This is a genomic window from Bacillus sp. 22475, from assembly GCF_052044835.1.
In the GTDB taxonomy this organism is placed as follows: Bacteria; Bacillota; Bacilli; order Bacillales; family Bacillaceae_G; genus Bacillus_A; species Bacillus_A cereus.
On the sequence record NZ_JBQENW010000003.1, the window covers coordinates 428927 to 446801 of the forward strand.

Here is a 17875-nt window from a genome sequence, read left to right on the forward strand (position 1 = left end):
GCTAAAAATAAACCTACTGCATAGAAAAGTATTCTAATCAACCTCAATTACATCACCAAACTTTAACATTCTTTGATTATGAAAAGCATCGGTACAAGTAATCGTCTCCATTAATGGATTAATATCCACTACTGTTATGTAATTTTTATATAAATAACCATCTTTATAATATGTAAGTAAAACCTCTTCCTCACCTAAAAATGAAGTTAATAGCTTATTTTCAATCATTTCTTTTGCATCTTGTGTTACAATTGGACGCGAGGCTTTCGTTTGCTCCTTTATCATTTCTTTAATAACTGCGAACTGCTCCGGCATACTGGCAAACGGTTGCCACTTTACCATACCTCTTCCTTTTGGCATATTAGCATTCTTCACGATTTGTGCCCTCCTAATAATGTGTTTCTATATCTTGCTGTTGCGACGCTTGTGTAAGAAATCCCACGTAAAATACTGTTCTTACCAAATCGTGTTCGAATTTCGTCCATAACTTTCGTTAATCGTATTTCTTTTTCTCTTTGTATAATGTTATCGAAAAGCGAAATTTGCTCTTCCCCTTCATTAATAAGGTTTGTTAATGAAACACTTACTGATCGAATCGGCTCTCCTGTATGGCGCTCATATAAAAAATATGTACAAACATTATAAATATCCATCGTTAAGTTTGTTGCTCTATTTAACGTATGTGCCTTTTTTATTCCCCCACCGTATTTCTTGCTATATCCAACTGAAAAATGAATTGTTTGCGCGCATTTCTTTTCTCGTCTCAACCTATAACAAACCTCTTCTATATGCTCTAATAAAATAACTATGAACTCTTCTACCGAATAATCACGCAATAATATTTGGCTTTTCGCTATAGATGTTGTCACTGGAACGTATTTTTCTGCTATTCTACTAAAATCAATTCCGTTACTATGTAGATGTAATTCTTCGCCTATTACACCGAATGATTGCTTTAAATATTTCAAAGGATACTGAGCTAATTCTCCAATGGTATGTATATCTTTTCGATTCAATTTCATTTCTGTTTTATACGATATACCCCAAAATTTACTGAGCGGTCTAATACTCCATAACTTCTCGGGTATATCGTCATACGTCCACTGCGCTATTCCATCCCTATTCTTTTTCGCTTCCACATCCATCGCTACTTTACTTAATAATAAATTAGGCCCAATACCAATCGTACTTTCAATCCTTGTACGTTCATATATTTCTCGCTTAAACTTTAATGCGAATTCGCGCGGATTACTGGCAAACAAATGAATACTTGCAGTCATATCCATAAAAAATTCATCGATACTATATTGATGAAAATCTTCCGGTGCGACATATTGCAAAGCCAAACCCGTTATGAAAGTTGAACACTTCATATACGTATGCATAATTGGATTCACAATAATAATATCTGGTCGCTTCGGTATTTCGTACAAACGAGCCATCTTCTTTATTCCTAACGCTTTTAATGGCGGTGTTGCTGCTAATACAATTGAGCCGCTCTGATTCACATCCCCTACGACAGCCAATTTTGTATATCTTGGATCAAGTCCTTTTTTAATACATGATACGCTTGCATAAAAGCTACGAAGGTCTACACAAAGAATAATACGATTCGGTAAAAGAGAATAATCATACAAGGTTATCACTCCTAACAAAAAGAACATTTGTTCTTATTATATACGAACTAACGTTCTTTTTAAAGGTATTTCTATGAAAATTTTGGTTAAAATGACCGTTACTAAATTCTAAGAAAACCTTAAAGAATTTCCCTCTGTATTCATAGGAATTGTTTTCTATACCGAAAAATATAAATAGATACAGGGAGAAACAACTAAATTCTTCGTGAATAGGTACGGTATTTTGGAACTCATTTTTTAGTAGTGTTTTTTTATAGAAAATAAAATATTATTGGTTATTTTCTCAACGTTGTTTTTCTAGTTTTATCATTCAAATTTAAATATATATTTATTTAATCTACATAAACTAAAAACATATAAGTGCATACTTTGTGAATTTTTTATAATAACATCTCGAACAGACTATCATAAATCGTAAGTTTAATAACTCGGATACATTAATCAGCTCCAACAAAGTTCCGAATATCCAAGTACTATAGCTTGTATTTCTTTTAAAATAAACATTCAAATCTCCAATTATATAATTTTGTACGAGAAAGGGATTGAATTTATGCACAATCTTAATTTCATTTGTGAACAATTTGCTACAATACTTAAAGGAAAAAGTAAAATAAGTCAAAGTGGTTGTTCAGTGTCTTTTCACCGCGATTTTAGCGTGCTTGTTCAAGGAAAACGGAGTACCAATGTAGTACCCGTCGGAGTAAGTTTTGAATCATTGGATCAAAATGGTAATGCATTAAATTTAGGTGAAATCGCTGTTCTACAAGAAGAGATTCCTGCATTTATGAGATCAATTATACAACAAGGAATTATTGTCAGTGCTTTACATAATCACTGGCTGTACATGGATCCCTTAATTATGTATATTCATATCCAATCTGTAGAGCCCCCATTACATTTTGCACAAAAGTTGGCGAATTCTTTTTTATCCTTAAGTAACTATCCTATTGCTAATAATGAGGGACAATGATTGGTGTTTGGAATAATTACCTTTTCTATATGTATAAACATGATAAAATCATTTCACTTTGTGCCAAAAAGTAAAAAAACTGCCTATCAAATTTTTAGATAGGCAGTTTTTGCATCTATTAAAATAAAGTACCCTACTATTTTATAAAATACTATTCCCTAAACAAAAAATACAGATTTTTAATTCACTGTGGCTTTCTTATCTCATATATTCCTCTAAAGTTAGTTTTTCCTTATATATTTTTTAGCAATATCTCCTACATAGCGGATATGCCAAGGCTCATACGCATAAACAGTCATATTTCTTTATTCTTTTGGATAACAAATGATATATCCTGCACGATGCGTATTTTCTTTCGGCCACTTCCCTTCCTTCGTCTTAGCACACCATAACTCTAATTCATTATTTGCATCTTTAGCATCCATCGTTAAGCCTATTTGATGTTCGCTATTTCCCGTTTTTTCAAAAAAGCCCCCCTATACGTTCAGGATATCGACTTTTGTTTACTTCACTTTTTTTCGGCACTCTGTATCTATACAGTATATCCATTGACCACGGTAAGATTTATTTCAAAGCCACAAAAAATAGATTACCTGCACATTAAGAAGTATAGCGTACAGGTAATCTATTTGTTTTTGAGATTAATAAAAAACTAATTTATTTTTTGAATTCTTCCATCAATAATAGACTGAATTGGTTCTTTTGATTTTTTTATATAATCTACTAATGCTTCAAAATCAGTTGGTCCTGTTTCAGCATCTTTACCGTTTTTAAAGGATACAAATCCATCTCCACCTGACGCTAGAAATGCGTTCGCAACGACGCTGTAAGTTTTAGAAGGATTAATTTCTTCTCCATTTGTTAGGCGAATACTTGTTACTTTTTCTCCATTAGGCTTGTTCGCATCCCAAGTGTATTGGATCCCTGAAATTTGAAGCATTCTTGTTATATCTTTTTGCCATTGTTGATTTAAAATATCACGAATGTCTTGACCTGTTAAATTTACTTTTATTAATTGATTTCCGAATGGTTGAATACCATATATCTCTCCCCATGTAATATCACCAGCATCTAAGTCATTACGAATACCACCAGGATTCATAAGTGCAATTTGGGATTGCATTGTTGTACGCTGGGCATCAGCAACTAAATTTCCGAGAGTAGATTCACCAGCTGTATTTTGTTTGCGATCTAGTGGAGCAATAGACTTACCTACAACTTCATTAACAAGAGGCGCGATTTTTGCTTGATATTTCTCCATCTTCTTCTTTATTTTTTTATCAGGCTCCATGCCTTCATGGTAAGTTGTAACAATTTCTGCTTTTTTCTCAACAATATCTTGTGTCTTACGATCAATCTTTACATCAACATCAGCAAAAGCCATACCATAAGAATTTGCTTGTACGACAAGTTTATTATTAACAGTTCCATTTACATAAGTGTGGCTATGCCCACCAAAAATAACATCGACTTCTGGATCAGTCTCATTTGCTAATCGGACGATATCACCATTTGTTACGCCGTTCCCATCTGTTATACCTCCGTTATGTGCAAGAACAACGATAGATTTAACGCCTAGTTTTTTTAATTGCTTTACGGATTTGTTAATAGCTTCAACTTCATCTGTAATTTCTACATTCTTTAGCATAGTAGGCATAACAAGGTTAGGAACATCCGTTGTTACGACTCCGATAAATCCAACAGGAACTCCTTGTACCTTTTTTATAGTGAATGGTGGTAAAAATAAACGACCGGTGGATTTATTATAGAAATTTGCAGCAACATATGGGAATTTTGCTCCTTTAAAATTTCCTGTTTTCTCATGGTATCCACCATAAATAAGGCGGTTCATTTCTTCAACACCTTCATCAAATTCATGATTTCCTATCGTTCCAACATCGAATTTCAAATCATTTAGAAATTCAATCGTAGGTTCGTCTTGTAATAATGCTGAAACAGGAGTACTTGCTCCAACAACATCGCCAGCATGTACTTTTAATGTATTCGGATTTTGTTTTTCACGATCACGTAAATAAGCCCCTAAGTACTCAATTCCCCCTGCATCTTTATTGTTAATTTTTTTTACTGTGTCTAGTTGCCCATGAAAATCGTTAATACCGAGCATTTGTACATCTATGTAACGGTTTTGTTCTGTACTTGCTTGGATTGAAGGTGCAGCAAATACACTAGTAAAAGTAACTGTACTTAATGCTAAAGCAACTGGAATGATTTTTTTCAACATAAAATTTCTCTCCCCTAATTAAAATCTGACATAATACGATGTTATTTTAATATATTAAGAGAATTATTTCCACAAAAATTCTACCAATTATAAAAATTAATAAGATTTTATTGTTTTCTGACAAGATATTTCTTCCTCAAAAAAATGTATATTTCTTTGTTTTGAGGATTATTCAAAATATTATCTTGATAGTAATATAACAATACTTCTAAGAAATCTAAAAAACTCTAATCAATATATTTTAGCTGTTAAGAAGAGTATTCAATCCAAAATTAATAGGGATTTATCAACCTAACATCTCAATATCACCATTTAAAAAGATGCTCCTGGATTTATCCAAGAGCATCTTTTATAAAGCTTTATTTTTTACTTGTTTATAATTTATCAATTAACAATTATATAGTTGTAATCAGTCATTTAAAAATAATAGGAGTGCTTCATTAAATTCTTTAGCATGCGTTGCATTTAGCCCATGTGGACCACCCTTTATTAAGGCTACTTTAGAATTAGGAATTGCTTCATGTGTTAATTTCCCACTATATTCATATGGTACAGTTGCATCAGAATCACCGTGAATAATAAGAGTAGGTATATTAAACTTCTCCAAGTCTTTTCTAAAATCTGTCTTACTAAAGGCGGTAATACAATCAAGTGTTCCTTTAGGTGATGCACTGGCTGCAATATCCCAATTATATAAACGGAATGGCTCACTAACTAAATCTGTTCGATTACCAGCCGCGAAAAATCCCTTAGTAAATTCATCAAGAAATGCAAGGCGGTCATTTATCACACCACTTTTGAATGCTTCAATTGTTGCATCATCTAATGCCCCTTCAGGATGATCCTCTGATTTGTATAAATATGGAGGTACTGCTCCAGCAAAAACAGCCTTTTCAATACGATCTGTTCCATACGTACTAATATACCGGGCTACTTCGCCTCCACCCATAGAAAAACCAACAAGTGTGACATTTTGAAGCTCTAAATGTTCTAATAGTTGATGTAAATCAGAAGTAAAGGTATCATATTCATACCCTTCCCACGGCTGAGATGATTGTCCAAATCCTCGACGATCATATGTTATAACTCTGTATCCAGCCTCAACAAGAGCGGGAACTTGGTATTCCCAAGATCGACCACTTAACGGCCAACCATGAATTAGTACAACTGGTTTTCCTGTGCCATAATCCTCATAATATATCTCAATTGGTTCTTGATTTTCGGTTCCTACAGTAATTTTAGCCATGCTTCTACCTCCAAAAAATATTCTAATATGTATCCTTTTCTTCAATAATCCGGATGAATCTCATAACCTATTCATGCACGTTTATGTTGTGAACTCTAAGTATGAAACTCTATTGTTCCAATGCATTCATTTTCTCCTTTTGGAACAATCCCCCCTCTAATACCTTTTTCATCATAAAATAATTACTGAACATTACTCCTATTCAATTGTAATAACAAAAATAGGTGACTATCAATATTGTTCTATCTATAGGATGTATAGGTAAAACCAATCTATTTTATAGTGAAAACAACTATAGTTACGACCTATATGAATTATAGATAATTTAGAATTGATTAACGAATCAGTTTTCAAATACTATAAATTTGTATAGCACTTCATGTTCTGTGAATGCTGCTATAACCAATATTATTGGTCAGCTTAGTTATAAACGAAGAAACTTATGATAGTATTCGACTATTTAAACTTTCTTCGATTACTTAATTTTTAGGAGGAATACATAATGACTGATCTCTATTCTCGTATTAACAAAGATGATGCTGTTGTGCTTTTAGTAGATCATCAAACTGGTCTTATGTCCGGACTAGTACGTGACTATGGTGTTGATGAATTCAAGAACAATGTTTTAGCTCTTGCTCATACTGCTAAGTTTTTTGATTTACCAGTTATTTTAACAACAAGTTTCGAAAACGGGCCTAATGGACCTTTAATGCAAGAATTGGTTGATCTCTTTCCTCATGCACCAAAAATAGCTCGACCTGGACAAATTAACGCATGGGATAATGATGATTTTGTAAAAGCAATCGAAGGAACTGGAAAAAAGCAACTTATCATCGCGGGCGTAGTTACGGACGTTTGTGTTGCTTTCCCTGCACTTTCCGCTTTAAAAGCTGGATATGAAGTATTTGCTGTTACTGATGCTTCAGGAACTTTCAGTAAACAAGTTGCAGATGCTGCAAATACTCGTATGGCACATAGTGGTGTGCAACTTATGAACTGGTTTAGCGTAGCTTGCGAATTACAACGCGATTGGCGCAACGATGTCGAAGGTTTTGGCAATTTGCTTGCTAGCAATCTTCCAGGCTATCAAAATATAATTGGAAGCTATATGGGCGCGCAGCGAGATCTTAGTAAACAAAATGCATAGATGTATCTCAAGGAAATAGCTTTAAATCACCTTTTTTAAAGTAGATAGTATAAATTTAGTGCTGATTAAATCAGCACTAAATTTAAATTAAAAAGTATAGCAGAGCTTTAATTGACAGAAGATACATTACTTTCAATAAACAATTGAAAAAGGAGCGTTTTATTATGAGTAATTTAGAATTGTTAAATCCGGAGAACAGTGCCTTAATTTTAATTGATTTTCAACCTCAAATGACTTTTGGAGTTGCAAGTATTGATAGACAAACATTGATTAATAACGTTATGCTGCTTGCTAAATCAGCAAAAACTTTTAACGTACCTACTATTCTTACTACAGTTGAAACACGCAGCTTTTCTGGTTATTTTTGGCCACAAATTCTTGATATATTCCCAAACCATGAAATTATAGAACGTAGTTCAATGAACTCTTGGGAAGATCCGAAATTTGTTGAGGCAGTTAAAGCAACCGGTAGAAAGAAATTAATATTTGCAGCACTTTGGACTGAAGTTTGCCTTGCATTCCCTGTGCTTGAAGCAATTAAAGCTGGCTATGAGGTATATGCAGTTGATGATGCTTCAGGTGGTACTAGTTTGACAGCACATAACGCTGCTATGCGTCGTGTAGAACAAGCTGGTGCAATTCCAGTGACAGCAATTCAAGTTTTACTTGAATACCAACGTGACTGGGCACACAAGGACACTTATGATGCTGTAATGGAGATTGTAAAGGAACACACTGGTGCTTATGGTCAAGGTGTAGAATACGCATATACTATGGTGCATGGCGCGCTTCCAAGCAGGAAAATATGAAACAAGAAGGAGTAGCTGTCGAAGAGACTTATACAGGGAACACGATGGATGCTGGCAATCCAGTAACAACGATTGTTACATGGGAAATTCAAGAAGGTAGAGAAAAACAGTTTGAAACATGGAGACATGAAATTGAGGCTGCGGCTACTAAATTCCCAGGACATTTAGGTGTAAATCTAATAGTCCCAAGTAACGAATCCAGAGAGTATACTGTTATTTTTCGCTTTGATACGTATGAGCATCTACGTGCTTGGCAAGAATCAGATGTTCGCCGGGATTTGTTAAAAACGGCCGAGCAATTTCAAGCCACTAATCCAACTTATAAAACTGAAAGCAGTTTGGCTTATTGGTTTGTTACTCCGAAAACGCCAGTTCCACCTCCAAAATGGAAAATGTCTATCGTTACCCTTCTGGGTGTATGGCCTCTTAGCATGTTAGTTCCTAAAGTGATAGGACCTATTATAAAACATATGAATCCTATTATGTCAGCTTTTTTTGTTTCTGTATGTATAGTGTCCTTGCTATCATGGGTAGTCATGCCGATTTTCGGTAAATTATTTCATCCATGGTTACAAAATAATAGAAAGTAGACGAGGTGTGAACATGAATTTACCGAATATGATCTTATATAACGGAAAAATTACTACCCTTGACCCTTCTCAGCCTGAGGTATCTGCTATCGCCATAACTGATGGTTTAGTCACTGCAGTAGGTGGAGATGAGATTCTTAATAGTGCCACGGAAAAAACAAAAAAAATAGACCTAAAAAGAAAGAGAGCTATTCCAGGCCTGAATGACTCTCATATACACGTTATTCGTGGTGGTCTGCATTATAATATGGAATTACGTTGGGAAGGCGTGCCATCACTTTTTATTGCTCTAGAAATGCTCAAAGAACAGGCAAGGCGTACACCTGCTCCTCAGTGGGTAAGAGTAGTTGGAGGTTGGTCTGAATTTCAATTTAAAGAGAGACGGATGCCAACATTAGAAGAGATTAATGCTGTTTCTGAAGACACGCCTGTCTTTGTGCTACATCTTTACGATAGAGCACTTGTAAATCGTGCAGGGCTACGTGCATTGGGATACACGAAAGATACCCCAGACCCTCCAGGCTGTTTAATTCAGCGGGATAAAAGAGGTAATCCAACGGGCCTTTTAATTGCTAACCCTAACGCTTCTATTCTTTATTCAAGTTTGGGTAAAGCTCCAGTACTTAATCTTGACGACCAGATTAACTCAACTCGCCATTTTATGCGTGAATTAAATAGATTAGGTATTACAAGCGCCATCGACGCAGGTGGTGGTTTCCAAAATTACCCTGATGACTACAAAGTTGTTGAACATTTAGCCGAGAAGGAACAATTAACTTTGCGTATTGCTTATAATCTATTTACGCAAAATCCTAATCATGAATATGAAGACTTTGCTTCATGGGCAAAAATTGTTTCTCCTGGTCAAGGAAATGATAAGTATAAAATGAATGGTGCCGGAGAAATGTTAGTATTCTCGGCAGCCGATTTTGAAAAATTTCAAATGCCACGGCCCGAACTAGCTACAGTAATGGAAGCCGACTTAAAGAAAGTAATTTCTCTCTTGGTGGAAAACCGTTGGCCATTCCGTTTACATGCAACTTATGACGAGTCAATCACACGTTTCTTAAATGTATTTGAGGAAGTTAACAGAGAAATTCCTTTTAATGGGCTACGCTGGTGGTTTGATCATGCAGAAACAATCTCAGATCGTAGTATGGAACGTGTTAAGGCTTTAAATGGCGGTATTGCCATCCAAGACCGCATGGCTTTTCAAGGTGAATACTTTGTTGACTTATACGGAAAGGAAGCTGCAAAGCATACTCCTCCGATTTATCGTATGTTAGACCTTGGTATACCTGTTGGTGCCGGTAGTGATGCAACCAGGGTTTCCAGCTATAACCCTTGGGTCGCCCTTTACTGGATGGTTGCCGGAAAAACCATTGGTGGGCTTTCCATATACGATGAAAAAAATAAACTTGATAGAAAAGTAGCCCTGGAATTATATTCAAAAGGAAGTGCGTGGTTCTCTGGTGATGAAGGTAAAAAGGGAACCCTGACAGTAGGTCAGTTTGCTGATATTGCTGTATTATCTGCTGACTACTTTACTGTGCCAGAAGAAGAAATCAAAGACCTTGAATCATTACTCACCATTATGGGCGGGCAGGTTGTTTATGGAAATGATGAATTTAAAAACTTATCACCTGAATTGCCGCCAGCATCACCTGATTGGTCACCGACGGGCGTTTATGGTTATGGTGGTGCTAACCTAGCCAACACTATACTTTCTCACGATTCCCATGATAACAAGTTACATAGTTGTAGTAACCCTCTCCATCAACACACTCATACCGTAATAGGAAAAGATGGAACTAAATGGGGGATTGGTTGTACTTGCTTTGCTTTCTAAATCAAAACCACCGGTATAATGCCGGTGGTTTTCTTTCTACAATAAGGATATGTAGATTCAAAATAGCAGTGTATATCCCTACATGGAATCTGTTACTATGCGATAAGACCAAAGAATTGATTGATTAACTTAACTTGTTTTTGATAGCCTTCTCTCCTTGCAAACTCTGTCTTTTTTCCTTAATTAAAAGTCAATGGTATCCCCCTTTTTGATCGACTACACCACACATATAACCCCACTGTCCTTTGACTTTAATATAGATTTTAATTTTTTCAATTGTTACACTAGAATCATTATTATTTCTATTACACTGATACTTTTTGAGAACCATTTAACTTCTGCATAAAGATGCGTGCTGCAAAACTTAAAAATTTATCATCAAAGTGTATAAGATTAATATCTTGACTTGGTGTTGGATCAGTAATACGAACTATGCTCAAAGTATCATTATTAACAAAGTTAACCAGTGAAAGAGGTATTATGGCAACCCCATGTCCATTGTATACAAGGCTCAATAGAGAAATAGAAGATTTTGTTTCTATATTTGCTTCAGATAAAGATAACCCTAAACTCTCACAATATATCTTAATAGATTCACGACAACTACATGAAACCATTACTCTACTGAGCCCCACTAATTCTCGAAAAGAAACAAATGATTTATCATTCAAAGGATGATTTTTTGGAATGACAAGGACGAGCTCTTCACTATACAAAAGGGTGTTTGTTAATGTGTCTGGAATTTGAGCACTACGTGTAATCCCGAAATCAATATTTTTGTCAACGATTTGATTTACAGCAACTTCGGATTCTATAATCTTTACTACAATGTTGGGATAATGTTGTTGAAACTTCATAATATAAGGTGTTAAATAAGTGAGATCCTCTAATAGACCTCCTATAGTAATCACACCTCTTTTTACACCCTTTAATTCAAAAATTTCATTATAAACGTCATCAAATTGTTGCATGATAAATTTTCCTTTATCAAATAGCAGCTTACCCGCTTCTGTCATTTTGATACCTCTTCCAACTCGATGAAACAAGGGTGTATCAAGTTCACCTTCTAAAACTCGTATTTGTTGACTTAAAGTCGGCTGTGAAATACCTAGAACTTCCGCAGCTTTAGTGAAACTATTATTATTACAAACTTGAATAAAATACTCTAAATGACGTAATTCCATTCTTGATACCCACTCTCCGCTTTATGAAAGATTTATAATTTAAAGGACGATATGTATACGTTAACATAACAACTTTATTTCATATTATACCGATTGAAATTACACGCTTTATTCATTTTGTATTATAATAAATTTACTACCATTTATTAATTTTTCCTCCTATTTATTTAAATTATATTTAATTAGGACATTACTAATTCGAGATATATTTCTAAAGATTTATAGTTCTAGTGCATAATACCCTATTTTTTTCAACTTTTCGATTATTATTTTTTTCTCAATATAGTCCAAACCACCAAATATTTGCTGAATCGCCTCTTTATGCTGAGGAAAAATAATATCCATTAGTTCAATACCTTCTGAAGTAATTGACGCATACGTGACACGGCGGTCTTTAGGACATGGTTTTCGTATTAAGAACCTCTTCTTTTCCAACTTATCCACTACATACGTGATACTACTACTTGCAAGTAATATTTTGTCTCCAATTTTTTGTATAGGCTGATCGCCTTTACTATACAGTAGCTCAAGCACTGCAAATTCTGTTGGATTAAGTCCATAACTTTTTATATCCTCTTCAATACGCTTAGTAATTGACTGTATTGCCCTAGATAATATAACAAATAACTTTAAAGATAAGCTCTCATCGTTAATCACGCTCATAATTACCAATCCTTTACAAGTTATCTTGAATTCGAGATTCATTATATTATCGTCAAAATATTATGTCAATCATTCATTTTAGCTTTATCAATCCATTTATAATTTATTTCTCAACATATGACATATGGAATTAGAAGAAAACAATTGTTAATATATAAGTATCTCAATTACGTTATTTCTTTTAAAGAGAGCTTGTTTTTAATCACAAGTTCTCTTTTGCCATATTCTAAATTGAATTCGGACAAATTTCAGATGATGAGTCTGCCCCCCCAAGTATATGATATAGTTTTTTTAACAAAGATTAGAGCCCTCCTACAAGAAGGAGGGCTCTAATCTTTCATATAAATATTCACCATTTTTATCATTGCGAGGACATCAAAACTTTAACTTGATGGGGATATGGTGCTATCTCAATTAACAAATATTACAAACCATATATCTATCATATTTTTTATAAACAGGATTAATTAGATTTAAAAAAAGATTTCTTTTTCTTTACTCGTAATAAGTCACCTGTCCATCCTTTGAATCGCATATACATATACATACCCGCTGTTGTGAAAATAATAAATAAGAGAGCGATTAAATAGCTATATTTCCATTCTAGTTCAGGCATGTATTTAAAATTCATACCCCATAATGCTCCTAAGGCTGTCAAAGGCGTACTTACAGCAGTTAATACAGTAAGAGCTTTCATAATTTCATTCCCACGATGAGAAGAAACAACTTCTTGTAAATGAATTATCGTGTCTAATTCTTCTTGGTACTCTTTAACGAGTTGTAATCCACGCTCTAATTTTACGTGTGTTTGTTTATAACAAAGGGTGTTTGTTAGGTTTTCTAGCCAAGCTTCCTCCAAGCCTTGTAACACTTCTTGTATTAAGCGAAACACATGTGTGTTCATAAATAATTCATGACGAATATGATAAATTCTTTCTAAAACTGCTATGTTATTATGATGATAAAAATCCCATAATACATTTCTGAAATTGTTTTCAAAATAGTCAACCTTTCGTAAATAGTGAGATATAAACATTGATAAGATGGCACATAATCCTTCAGCGGAACTATTACAATTTTTTATACCTATAGGGAAATTATGTAGTAATTTTTGTAAATCCTCTTCCTCTTTTTCCTGGACCGTTATCAGTATTCCATGCGCTACGAAATAATGAAGAAACTTTTGGATTTTGGCGTCCTTTTTATCTTGATCATATAAAAACGAACCATATACACAAGTTTGACTTGGTGAAAACGTATAAACATATAATCCATTTTCACAAGGAGAACTTATTTTTTTTACAAATTGAGAGAAATAAGATGTTACATCAGGAGGGATTATAGAAGAAAGTTTTTCAAGTTCACTAGTTTTCACATGATACCAATTCCATTTCGGCATTTTTATGCATTCCATCTTATTCTTCCTTTCTGAATAGTTTAATGTTTGATCGAATAATATCCGTAATATGAAATTTATATGTAGGTATTCATGTCTTGGAGGAAAAATTTTTAGATCCTCTAAATTACAAACTAAATGGCATAGGAGGTCTTCTTCTATTACAAGGAAGACCCCCTATATATTAGTTATTTGGATTCTAAATTTTAAACATTTCCTCTATACAAGCACTTGTCATCTTTTCTTATTTATATGTGGAAAAGAAGCCACATACTTTGGCAAGTCAATTCAACGAACTTCATTTCGGTCGTTATTATAATTTGGATTCATATGCAGATTGATTGGTGATGTCGTCAAATACTTGACTTCCAATCATATAGTATCCATGAAGTGCAGCCTCTTTCGAAGCGTCTACCATACGGAAAGAAGAAATTTCACCTTGCATTTTTTCAATTCGTTTTTTGTGGATATCTACTATTCCTCCTGTCCAAATAATAGTGTCATACTGGTCTAACTTAAATTGTTCTTGTAATACACGCATAACGTCTTGGAAATGTGTATCCAACTCTTTTTGAATCAAAGTATTAACCTGACTCGTCTGATGATTTTCTTCTTGACCTCCATATCCTTTTTCTAATACTTTTGGTATGTCGTTAATATGCAAGTGATCACTTTCCCCTGCATGATTCTGCAGGATATTTTTAATATTTTTCAAAGGCTTGCTACATCCTAGTTCCGTCTCATAATGATTTAAAATGACATTCTGTTTCATATCTGTCATTTCTAATGTACGAAATCCACCATCAATAATTAAGATACGATCTTGTTCCTGAATGATTCCCTCTTTTAAGAAATAGGCATGTAAAGCGACCGGTTGCTGAAGAATCAAAGTATTTTCCACCGTAATATTAATAAATTTCCCATCAATTTGCACAGAAGTTTCTTTTTTTAGTGCACGTTGTAATTGCTCATGCTGACTACCAAAACAAGTAACGGGAAGCCCGGTAACAACTAAAGGTAACACGACATTTTCTTTATAATCCTTTGCAATGCAACCAAATATTTGTTGTTTAAACTGTTCGCTTTCATAATAATTTTCTATTTCTTCGTCAAATGGAGGAAGAAATGAAGCGTCAGATTGATGTGCTTCATTTCCCATGTAGTATGCAAAGTCTAAGTCTATAAAACTTACCTTTGTTAAATCTTCACTTTCAACATGATTAGGTACAGGGGCTAGTGTGGAAGCTTCACTCTTAATCGTCACCTCAGAATCTACATCCTGTCGATATGCCCGCTTAGTAAAACCAATTCCTACATCAATTGCATACAGAGATTTCATACTTTTTTCCTCACTTTCTATTTTTAGAGTTAAATCTAGGCACTCTCTTCTTTCCCTTCTTTCACATATTTCTTTTCATTTTTCGTTTTTTCCCCGTCTAAGTTCTTACTATTTTCATTTATTTCGTAATCCTTTTCACCTGTTTTCTTTTTATTATTTTCGTTTTCTGTTAAGTCTTTAATGGTAGAAATGACAACTGGTGTGGCTGTAAGCAGTTGTGGTAATGTTTGTTTTGCAACATTAGCTGCAGTTACAGAAAATTGTTTACTTGTCTCAGTTACCTTCTCCAATGTTTCCTTTATGTTTCCTTCTTGTAGTTTTTCTTTTACGCTTTTTCCTTTTGTTTGTATAGCTTTCCGATTTTCTTTTTTTAATAGGGAGACTATGACTCCGGTCGTAATTCCAATCACAGTATATTTAAATATTGTATGTTTCATTTTTCTCATCCTTTTCTATTTTTATTTTCTTCCATGCTACAACCTAAAATAATTACCTTACCTATTTATCAGATATTGCAATCTATTAGAGAGAATGATAGTTTTGCAGCTGCCTATCAGTCGCCGTTGGTGTTTCAGCTGTTACTAGAAGTAAAATTCTCCCTTGATCTAGTTTTTCTTCATATAAATTAGCTTCCGCCTTCGACAACCCCATTTCCTCCATTTGATTTCGGAGCTCGTCCCCTTTTTTGGAGAAAAAGTTGATAATACTTGTTCCTAATCCTTGTTCTTTTACTCCAATCGTATTTATGTTTGTATCATCCGCAATCTTTTTTGTTAGATGTTTTTCATGTGCTAAGACGTAAATGTCATCTTGGTGAATCCCTTGCAATTCTAGCTCTTTTACTTTCATAACTACTTCATGTTCATTTTCATATTCATGAACCACCGGTTTTCTTTCATTCTTATGCATTGTATATTTCCTCCTTTAGATTTTTTATTTTTTTATTTAGTTGTTATGTAATATGTAATACACCTATTTTAAAGATGTTAAACCTAAATTTTCGAAAAATTCCATACAATAGGTTATTAATGTTTTTGAATATCAAAGCGATGTCACGAGAACTTTGCTTTGATAACAGTGTTACAAATAACGATTTGTTCGGAAGGCAAGCCCCTTATTTTATAGAAAATTTCTATTTAGAAAAAGTTACAAAAGGAGTACAAGATACTTTTTTCGTTAATTAAATCAAAAGAAAAATAAACATACTAAGATTAGTAGTGCAGACCAAGGCATTGGTTCGCACTACTATTTTTTATATAGTAGAAGTGAAGAAAGGGTCGTGGGTGCTTTGGGATCTTGAATCCGTAAAATAAACTGACCTTCTTCACTTACCTTATTTGAATCAGTTTTTAGTATGTTGGTCCTCGAGATCGTGTATAAGAAATGGGAATCGATAAGTGTAAGTTGAAGACTTCAATTTCACCTAAGGAGGAACTTTATGGAACACGTAATTGCGTTTGACGTCAGTATGGGTAAAAGTTACATGGTAATTTATAATGCACAAAAACAATGTGTATTTGAAAGTGAAATCAAGCATTCTAAACCCGAATTCGAAAAGCTACAAGAAAAAATTCATGAACTTGCAGATAATACTGGTGAATTACCTGAAATTGTGTTCGAATCAACAGGTATCTATTCCAGGCAGCTAGAACGATTTATGCAAGATAACCAGTATACGTATTGTTTATTAAACCCATTAGAAGCCAAACTACAATGTGATTCCTTACGGATTCATAAGACCGACCGAAGCGACGCACATCGATTAGCTCTCACTCACTTCACAGTTACCCGAAGGGTATCTAATGGAACTATCAACTCATTCCATCAGCTAAAATCTCTTTCTAGATGGTATAGCGAATTGGACAGTGAATTATCGATAATTCGTGGTCGTATGCACAAAGTAATTCAATTAACTTTTCCTGAATTGGAAAGAATGTTTACCAGTAAATCTGATTTGTTTTTAAATTTTGTTCAACTATTCCCCCACCCAGATTGTGTTTTAGGTCTTTCAAAAACAATCATAAAAAATCGTATTCGTGCCAACACCAATAAAAAAATATCAAATATTACAGCCGAGAAAAAAGCGATTCAGATAATTGAAATAGCGAAAACTTCCTATCCGGCTGTTTCTGAGAACGATGTTCTTTGTGATCAACTCAAATTATATGCAAAGCGCTATCAAGAGCTTCTTCACCAAAAAGAATGCTGTATTAACAAGATGGTATATATAGCCGAGCAACGTGCAGAATACGGTATCATTCTCAGTCTTCCTGGGATTGGCCCGAATACTGCAGTACGCTTGATGGCTGAAATAGGAGATATTACTCGTTTTAACAATAACAAGCAGCTCAATGCATTTGCAGGTATTGATATACGCCGTTTTCAATCAGGTAAAACCTTTTATAAAGATAAAATTAACAAACGTGGAAATAAACATTTGCGGAAGCTCCTTTTTCTCATCATCCAGAACATGATTAAACAACGACGTTACGGACAAAATCACATTGTTGAGTATTACGATAAATTAAAAACGCAACCCTATAACAAATGTCATAAAGTTGCGTCCATTGCATGTGTAAATAAGTTCTTGAAACTTCTCTTTCACCTTATTACACATGATATACACTATGATTATCGGTTAACGGCCTAATATCATAGTTTCATTCATCATATCATATCTCACCCCTAGCAAAAAACGAGTATATATTAGGGGTCTTTGTTATGCATGATAATAAGTATATGTTTATTCTGATATTCACTCCAGTAAAAACCTAAAAATACAGGTTGACTAATCGTAAGAAAA

17 protein-coding genes and 1 pseudogene are annotated in these 17875 nt (G+C 34.1%); 7 read left to right on the forward strand and 11 right to left on the reverse strand.

The window, feature by feature from the left end; genetic code table 11:
* Nucleotides 1-33: 33 nt before the first annotated feature.
* Entirely contained in the window at nt 34-375 is a 342-nt protein-coding gene (locus ACTJJY_RS08500) for a YolD-like family protein (RefSeq protein WP_078400233.1), read from the reverse strand.
* A complete protein-coding gene (locus tag ACTJJY_RS08505; protein WP_095690613.1) occupies nt 372-1637 on the reverse strand; it encodes a Y-family DNA polymerase in 1266 nt (421 codons plus the stop codon). The genes ACTJJY_RS08500 and ACTJJY_RS08505 overlap by 4 nt, the downstream gene beginning before the upstream one ends.
* 550 nt (nt 1638-2187) lie before the next feature.
* On the opposite strand from ACTJJY_RS08505, the gene ACTJJY_RS08510 reads away from it, so the two are divergent.
* Nucleotides 2188-2607 carry a DUF1259 domain-containing protein gene (locus ACTJJY_RS08510; protein ID WP_095690612.1) on the forward strand — a complete coding sequence of 140 codons (420 nt, stop codon included), beginning with the start codon at nt 2188-2190 and terminating at the stop codon, nt 2605-2607.
* A 198-nt stretch (nt 2608-2805) separates the two neighbouring features.
* Here ACTJJY_RS08510 and ACTJJY_RS08515 read toward each other — a convergent pair.
* The 3 genes and pseudogenes from ACTJJY_RS08515 to ACTJJY_RS08525 all read right to left on the reverse strand — a co-directional run.
* Nucleotides 2806-3077 (reverse strand): annotated as a pseudogene (locus tag ACTJJY_RS08515) (M15 family metallopeptidase); the annotation flags it as partial.
* Between the two features lie 182 nt (nt 3078-3259).
* Nucleotides 3260-4849: a bifunctional metallophosphatase/5'-nucleotidase gene (locus ACTJJY_RS08520; protein WP_095690610.1), complete on the reverse strand. Its 1590-nt coding sequence runs from the start codon at nt 4847-4849 to the stop codon at nt 3260-3262.
* A gap of 409 nt (nt 4850-5258) precedes the next feature.
* Nucleotides 5259-6095, reverse strand: coding sequence for a bromoperoxidase (locus tag ACTJJY_RS08525; protein WP_095690609.1), 837 nt, complete (start codon nt 6093-6095; stop codon nt 5259-5261).
* A 502-nt stretch (nt 6096-6597) separates the two neighbouring features.
* Here ACTJJY_RS08525 and ycaC point away from each other — a divergent pair.
* From ycaC to ACTJJY_RS08545, 4 genes are all read left to right on the forward strand, one after another.
* Nucleotides 6598-7242, forward strand: a complete 645-nt coding sequence (gene ycaC / locus ACTJJY_RS08530; RefSeq protein WP_095690608.1) for an isochorismate family cysteine hydrolase YcaC — start codon at nt 6598-6600, stop codon at nt 7240-7242.
* 164 nt (nt 7243-7406) lie between these two features.
* Nucleotides 7407-8051, forward strand: coding sequence for a hydrolase (locus ACTJJY_RS08535; RefSeq protein WP_000067162.1), 645 nt, complete (start codon nt 7407-7409; stop codon nt 8049-8051).
* Nucleotides 8048-8641 (forward strand): antibiotic biosynthesis monooxygenase, encoded by a 594-nt coding sequence (locus ACTJJY_RS08540; protein ID WP_000806856.1) that lies wholly within the window; start codon nt 8048-8050, stop codon nt 8639-8641. Before ACTJJY_RS08535 ends, ACTJJY_RS08540 begins: the two co-directional genes overlap by 4 nt.
* 13 nt (nt 8642-8654) lie before the next feature.
* Nucleotides 8655-10490, forward strand: a complete 1836-nt coding sequence (locus ACTJJY_RS08545; RefSeq protein ID WP_141558568.1) for an amidohydrolase — start codon at nt 8655-8657, stop codon at nt 10488-10490.
* Between the two features lie 305 nt (nt 10491-10795).
* On the opposite strand, the gene ACTJJY_RS08550 is transcribed toward ACTJJY_RS08545, so the two are convergent.
* The 6 genes from ACTJJY_RS08550 to ACTJJY_RS08575 all read right to left on the reverse strand — a co-directional run bounded on the left by ACTJJY_RS08550 (nt 10796) and on the right by ACTJJY_RS08575 (nt 15981).
* Nucleotides 10796-11674 carry a LysR family transcriptional regulator gene (locus tag ACTJJY_RS08550; RefSeq protein WP_095690606.1) on the reverse strand — a complete coding sequence of 293 codons (879 nt, stop codon included), beginning with the start codon at nt 11672-11674 and terminating at the stop codon, nt 10796-10798.
* A 219-nt stretch (nt 11675-11893) separates the two neighbouring features.
* The gene (locus ACTJJY_RS08555; RefSeq protein ID WP_095690605.1) at nt 11894-12337 is read right to left on the reverse strand and encodes a MarR family winged helix-turn-helix transcriptional regulator; all 444 of its coding nucleotides are present in this window, start codon (nt 12335-12337) and stop codon (nt 11894-11896) included.
* A 463-nt stretch (nt 12338-12800) separates the two neighbouring features.
* Nucleotides 12801-13751, reverse strand: coding sequence for a magnesium transporter CorA family protein (locus tag ACTJJY_RS08560; RefSeq protein ID WP_095690604.1), 951 nt, complete (start codon nt 13749-13751; stop codon nt 12801-12803).
* A gap of 295 nt (nt 13752-14046) precedes the next feature.
* Nucleotides 14047-15072 carry a ParM/StbA family protein gene (locus ACTJJY_RS08565; RefSeq protein ID WP_095690603.1) on the reverse strand — a complete coding sequence of 342 codons (1026 nt, stop codon included), beginning with the start codon at nt 15070-15072 and terminating at the stop codon, nt 14047-14049.
* Nucleotides 15073-15107: 35 nt separating this feature from the next.
* Nucleotides 15108-15509 (reverse strand): hypothetical protein, encoded by a 402-nt coding sequence (locus ACTJJY_RS08570; protein ID WP_000683238.1) that lies wholly within the window; start codon nt 15507-15509, stop codon nt 15108-15110.
* An 85-nt stretch (nt 15510-15594) separates the two neighbouring features.
* On the reverse strand, nt 15595-15981 hold the full coding sequence (locus ACTJJY_RS08575; protein ID WP_095690602.1) for a general stress protein: 387 nt from the start codon (nt 15979-15981) through the stop codon (nt 15595-15597).
* A 119-nt stretch (nt 15982-16100) separates the two neighbouring features.
* Between ACTJJY_RS08575 and ACTJJY_RS08580 the strand changes: the two genes are divergently transcribed.
* Complete coding sequence (locus ACTJJY_RS08580) at nt 16101-16256, forward strand: acyl dehydratase (protein ID WP_095690601.1); 156 nt, start codon at nt 16101-16103, stop codon at nt 16254-16256.
* 254 nt (nt 16257-16510) lie between these two features.
* Nucleotides 16511-17722 carry an IS110 family transposase gene (locus ACTJJY_RS08585; protein ID WP_440605350.1) on the forward strand — a complete coding sequence of 404 codons (1212 nt, stop codon included), beginning with the start codon at nt 16511-16513 and terminating at the stop codon, nt 17720-17722.
* Nucleotides 17723-17875 lie beyond the last annotated feature (153 nt).

Excerpts from the sequence above, each read along its gene's own strand:
- ACTJJY_RS08510 (WP_095690612.1), top strand. The coding sequence starts at position 2,188 with ATGCACAATCTTAATTTCATTTGTGAACAATTTGCTACAATACTTAAA.
- ACTJJY_RS08520 (WP_095690610.1), bottom strand. The coding sequence starts at position 4,849 with ATGTTGAAAAAAATCATTCCAGTTGCTTTAGCATTAAGTACAGTTACT.
- ACTJJY_RS08525 (WP_095690609.1), bottom strand. The coding sequence starts at position 6,095 with ATGGCTAAAATTACTGTAGGAACCGAAAATCAAGAACCAATTGAGATA.
- ycaC (WP_095690608.1), top strand. The coding sequence starts at position 6,598 with ATGACTGATCTCTATTCTCGTATTAACAAAGATGATGCTGTTGTGCTT.
- ACTJJY_RS08535 (WP_000067162.1), top strand. The coding sequence starts at position 7,407 with ATGAGTAATTTAGAATTGTTAAATCCGGAGAACAGTGCCTTAATTTTA.
- ACTJJY_RS08540 (WP_000806856.1), top strand. The coding sequence starts at position 8,048 with ATGAAACAAGAAGGAGTAGCTGTCGAAGAGACTTATACAGGGAACACG.
- ACTJJY_RS08545 (WP_141558568.1), top strand. The coding sequence starts at position 8,655 with ATGAATTTACCGAATATGATCTTATATAACGGAAAAATTACTACCCTT.
- ACTJJY_RS08550 (WP_095690606.1), bottom strand. The coding sequence starts at position 11,674 with ATGGAATTACGTCATTTAGAGTATTTTATTCAAGTTTGTAATAATAAT.
- ACTJJY_RS08555 (WP_095690605.1), bottom strand. The coding sequence starts at position 12,337 with ATGAGCGTGATTAACGATGAGAGCTTATCTTTAAAGTTATTTGTTATA.
- ACTJJY_RS08560 (WP_095690604.1), bottom strand. The coding sequence starts at position 13,751 with ATGGAATGCATAAAAATGCCGAAATGGAATTGGTATCATGTGAAAACT.
- ACTJJY_RS08565 (WP_095690603.1), bottom strand. The coding sequence starts at position 15,072 with ATGAAATCTCTGTATGCAATTGATGTAGGAATTGGTTTTACTAAGCGG.
- ACTJJY_RS08570 (WP_000683238.1), bottom strand. The coding sequence starts at position 15,509 with ATGAAACATACAATATTTAAATATACTGTGATTGGAATTACGACCGGA.
- ACTJJY_RS08575 (WP_095690602.1), bottom strand. The coding sequence starts at position 15,981 with ATGCATAAGAATGAAAGAAAACCGGTGGTTCATGAATATGAAAATGAA.
- ACTJJY_RS08580 (WP_095690601.1), top strand. The coding sequence starts at position 16,101 with ATGTTTTTGAATATCAAAGCGATGTCACGAGAACTTTGCTTTGATAAC.
- ACTJJY_RS08585 (WP_440605350.1), top strand. The coding sequence starts at position 16,511 with ATGGAACACGTAATTGCGTTTGACGTCAGTATGGGTAAAAGTTACATG.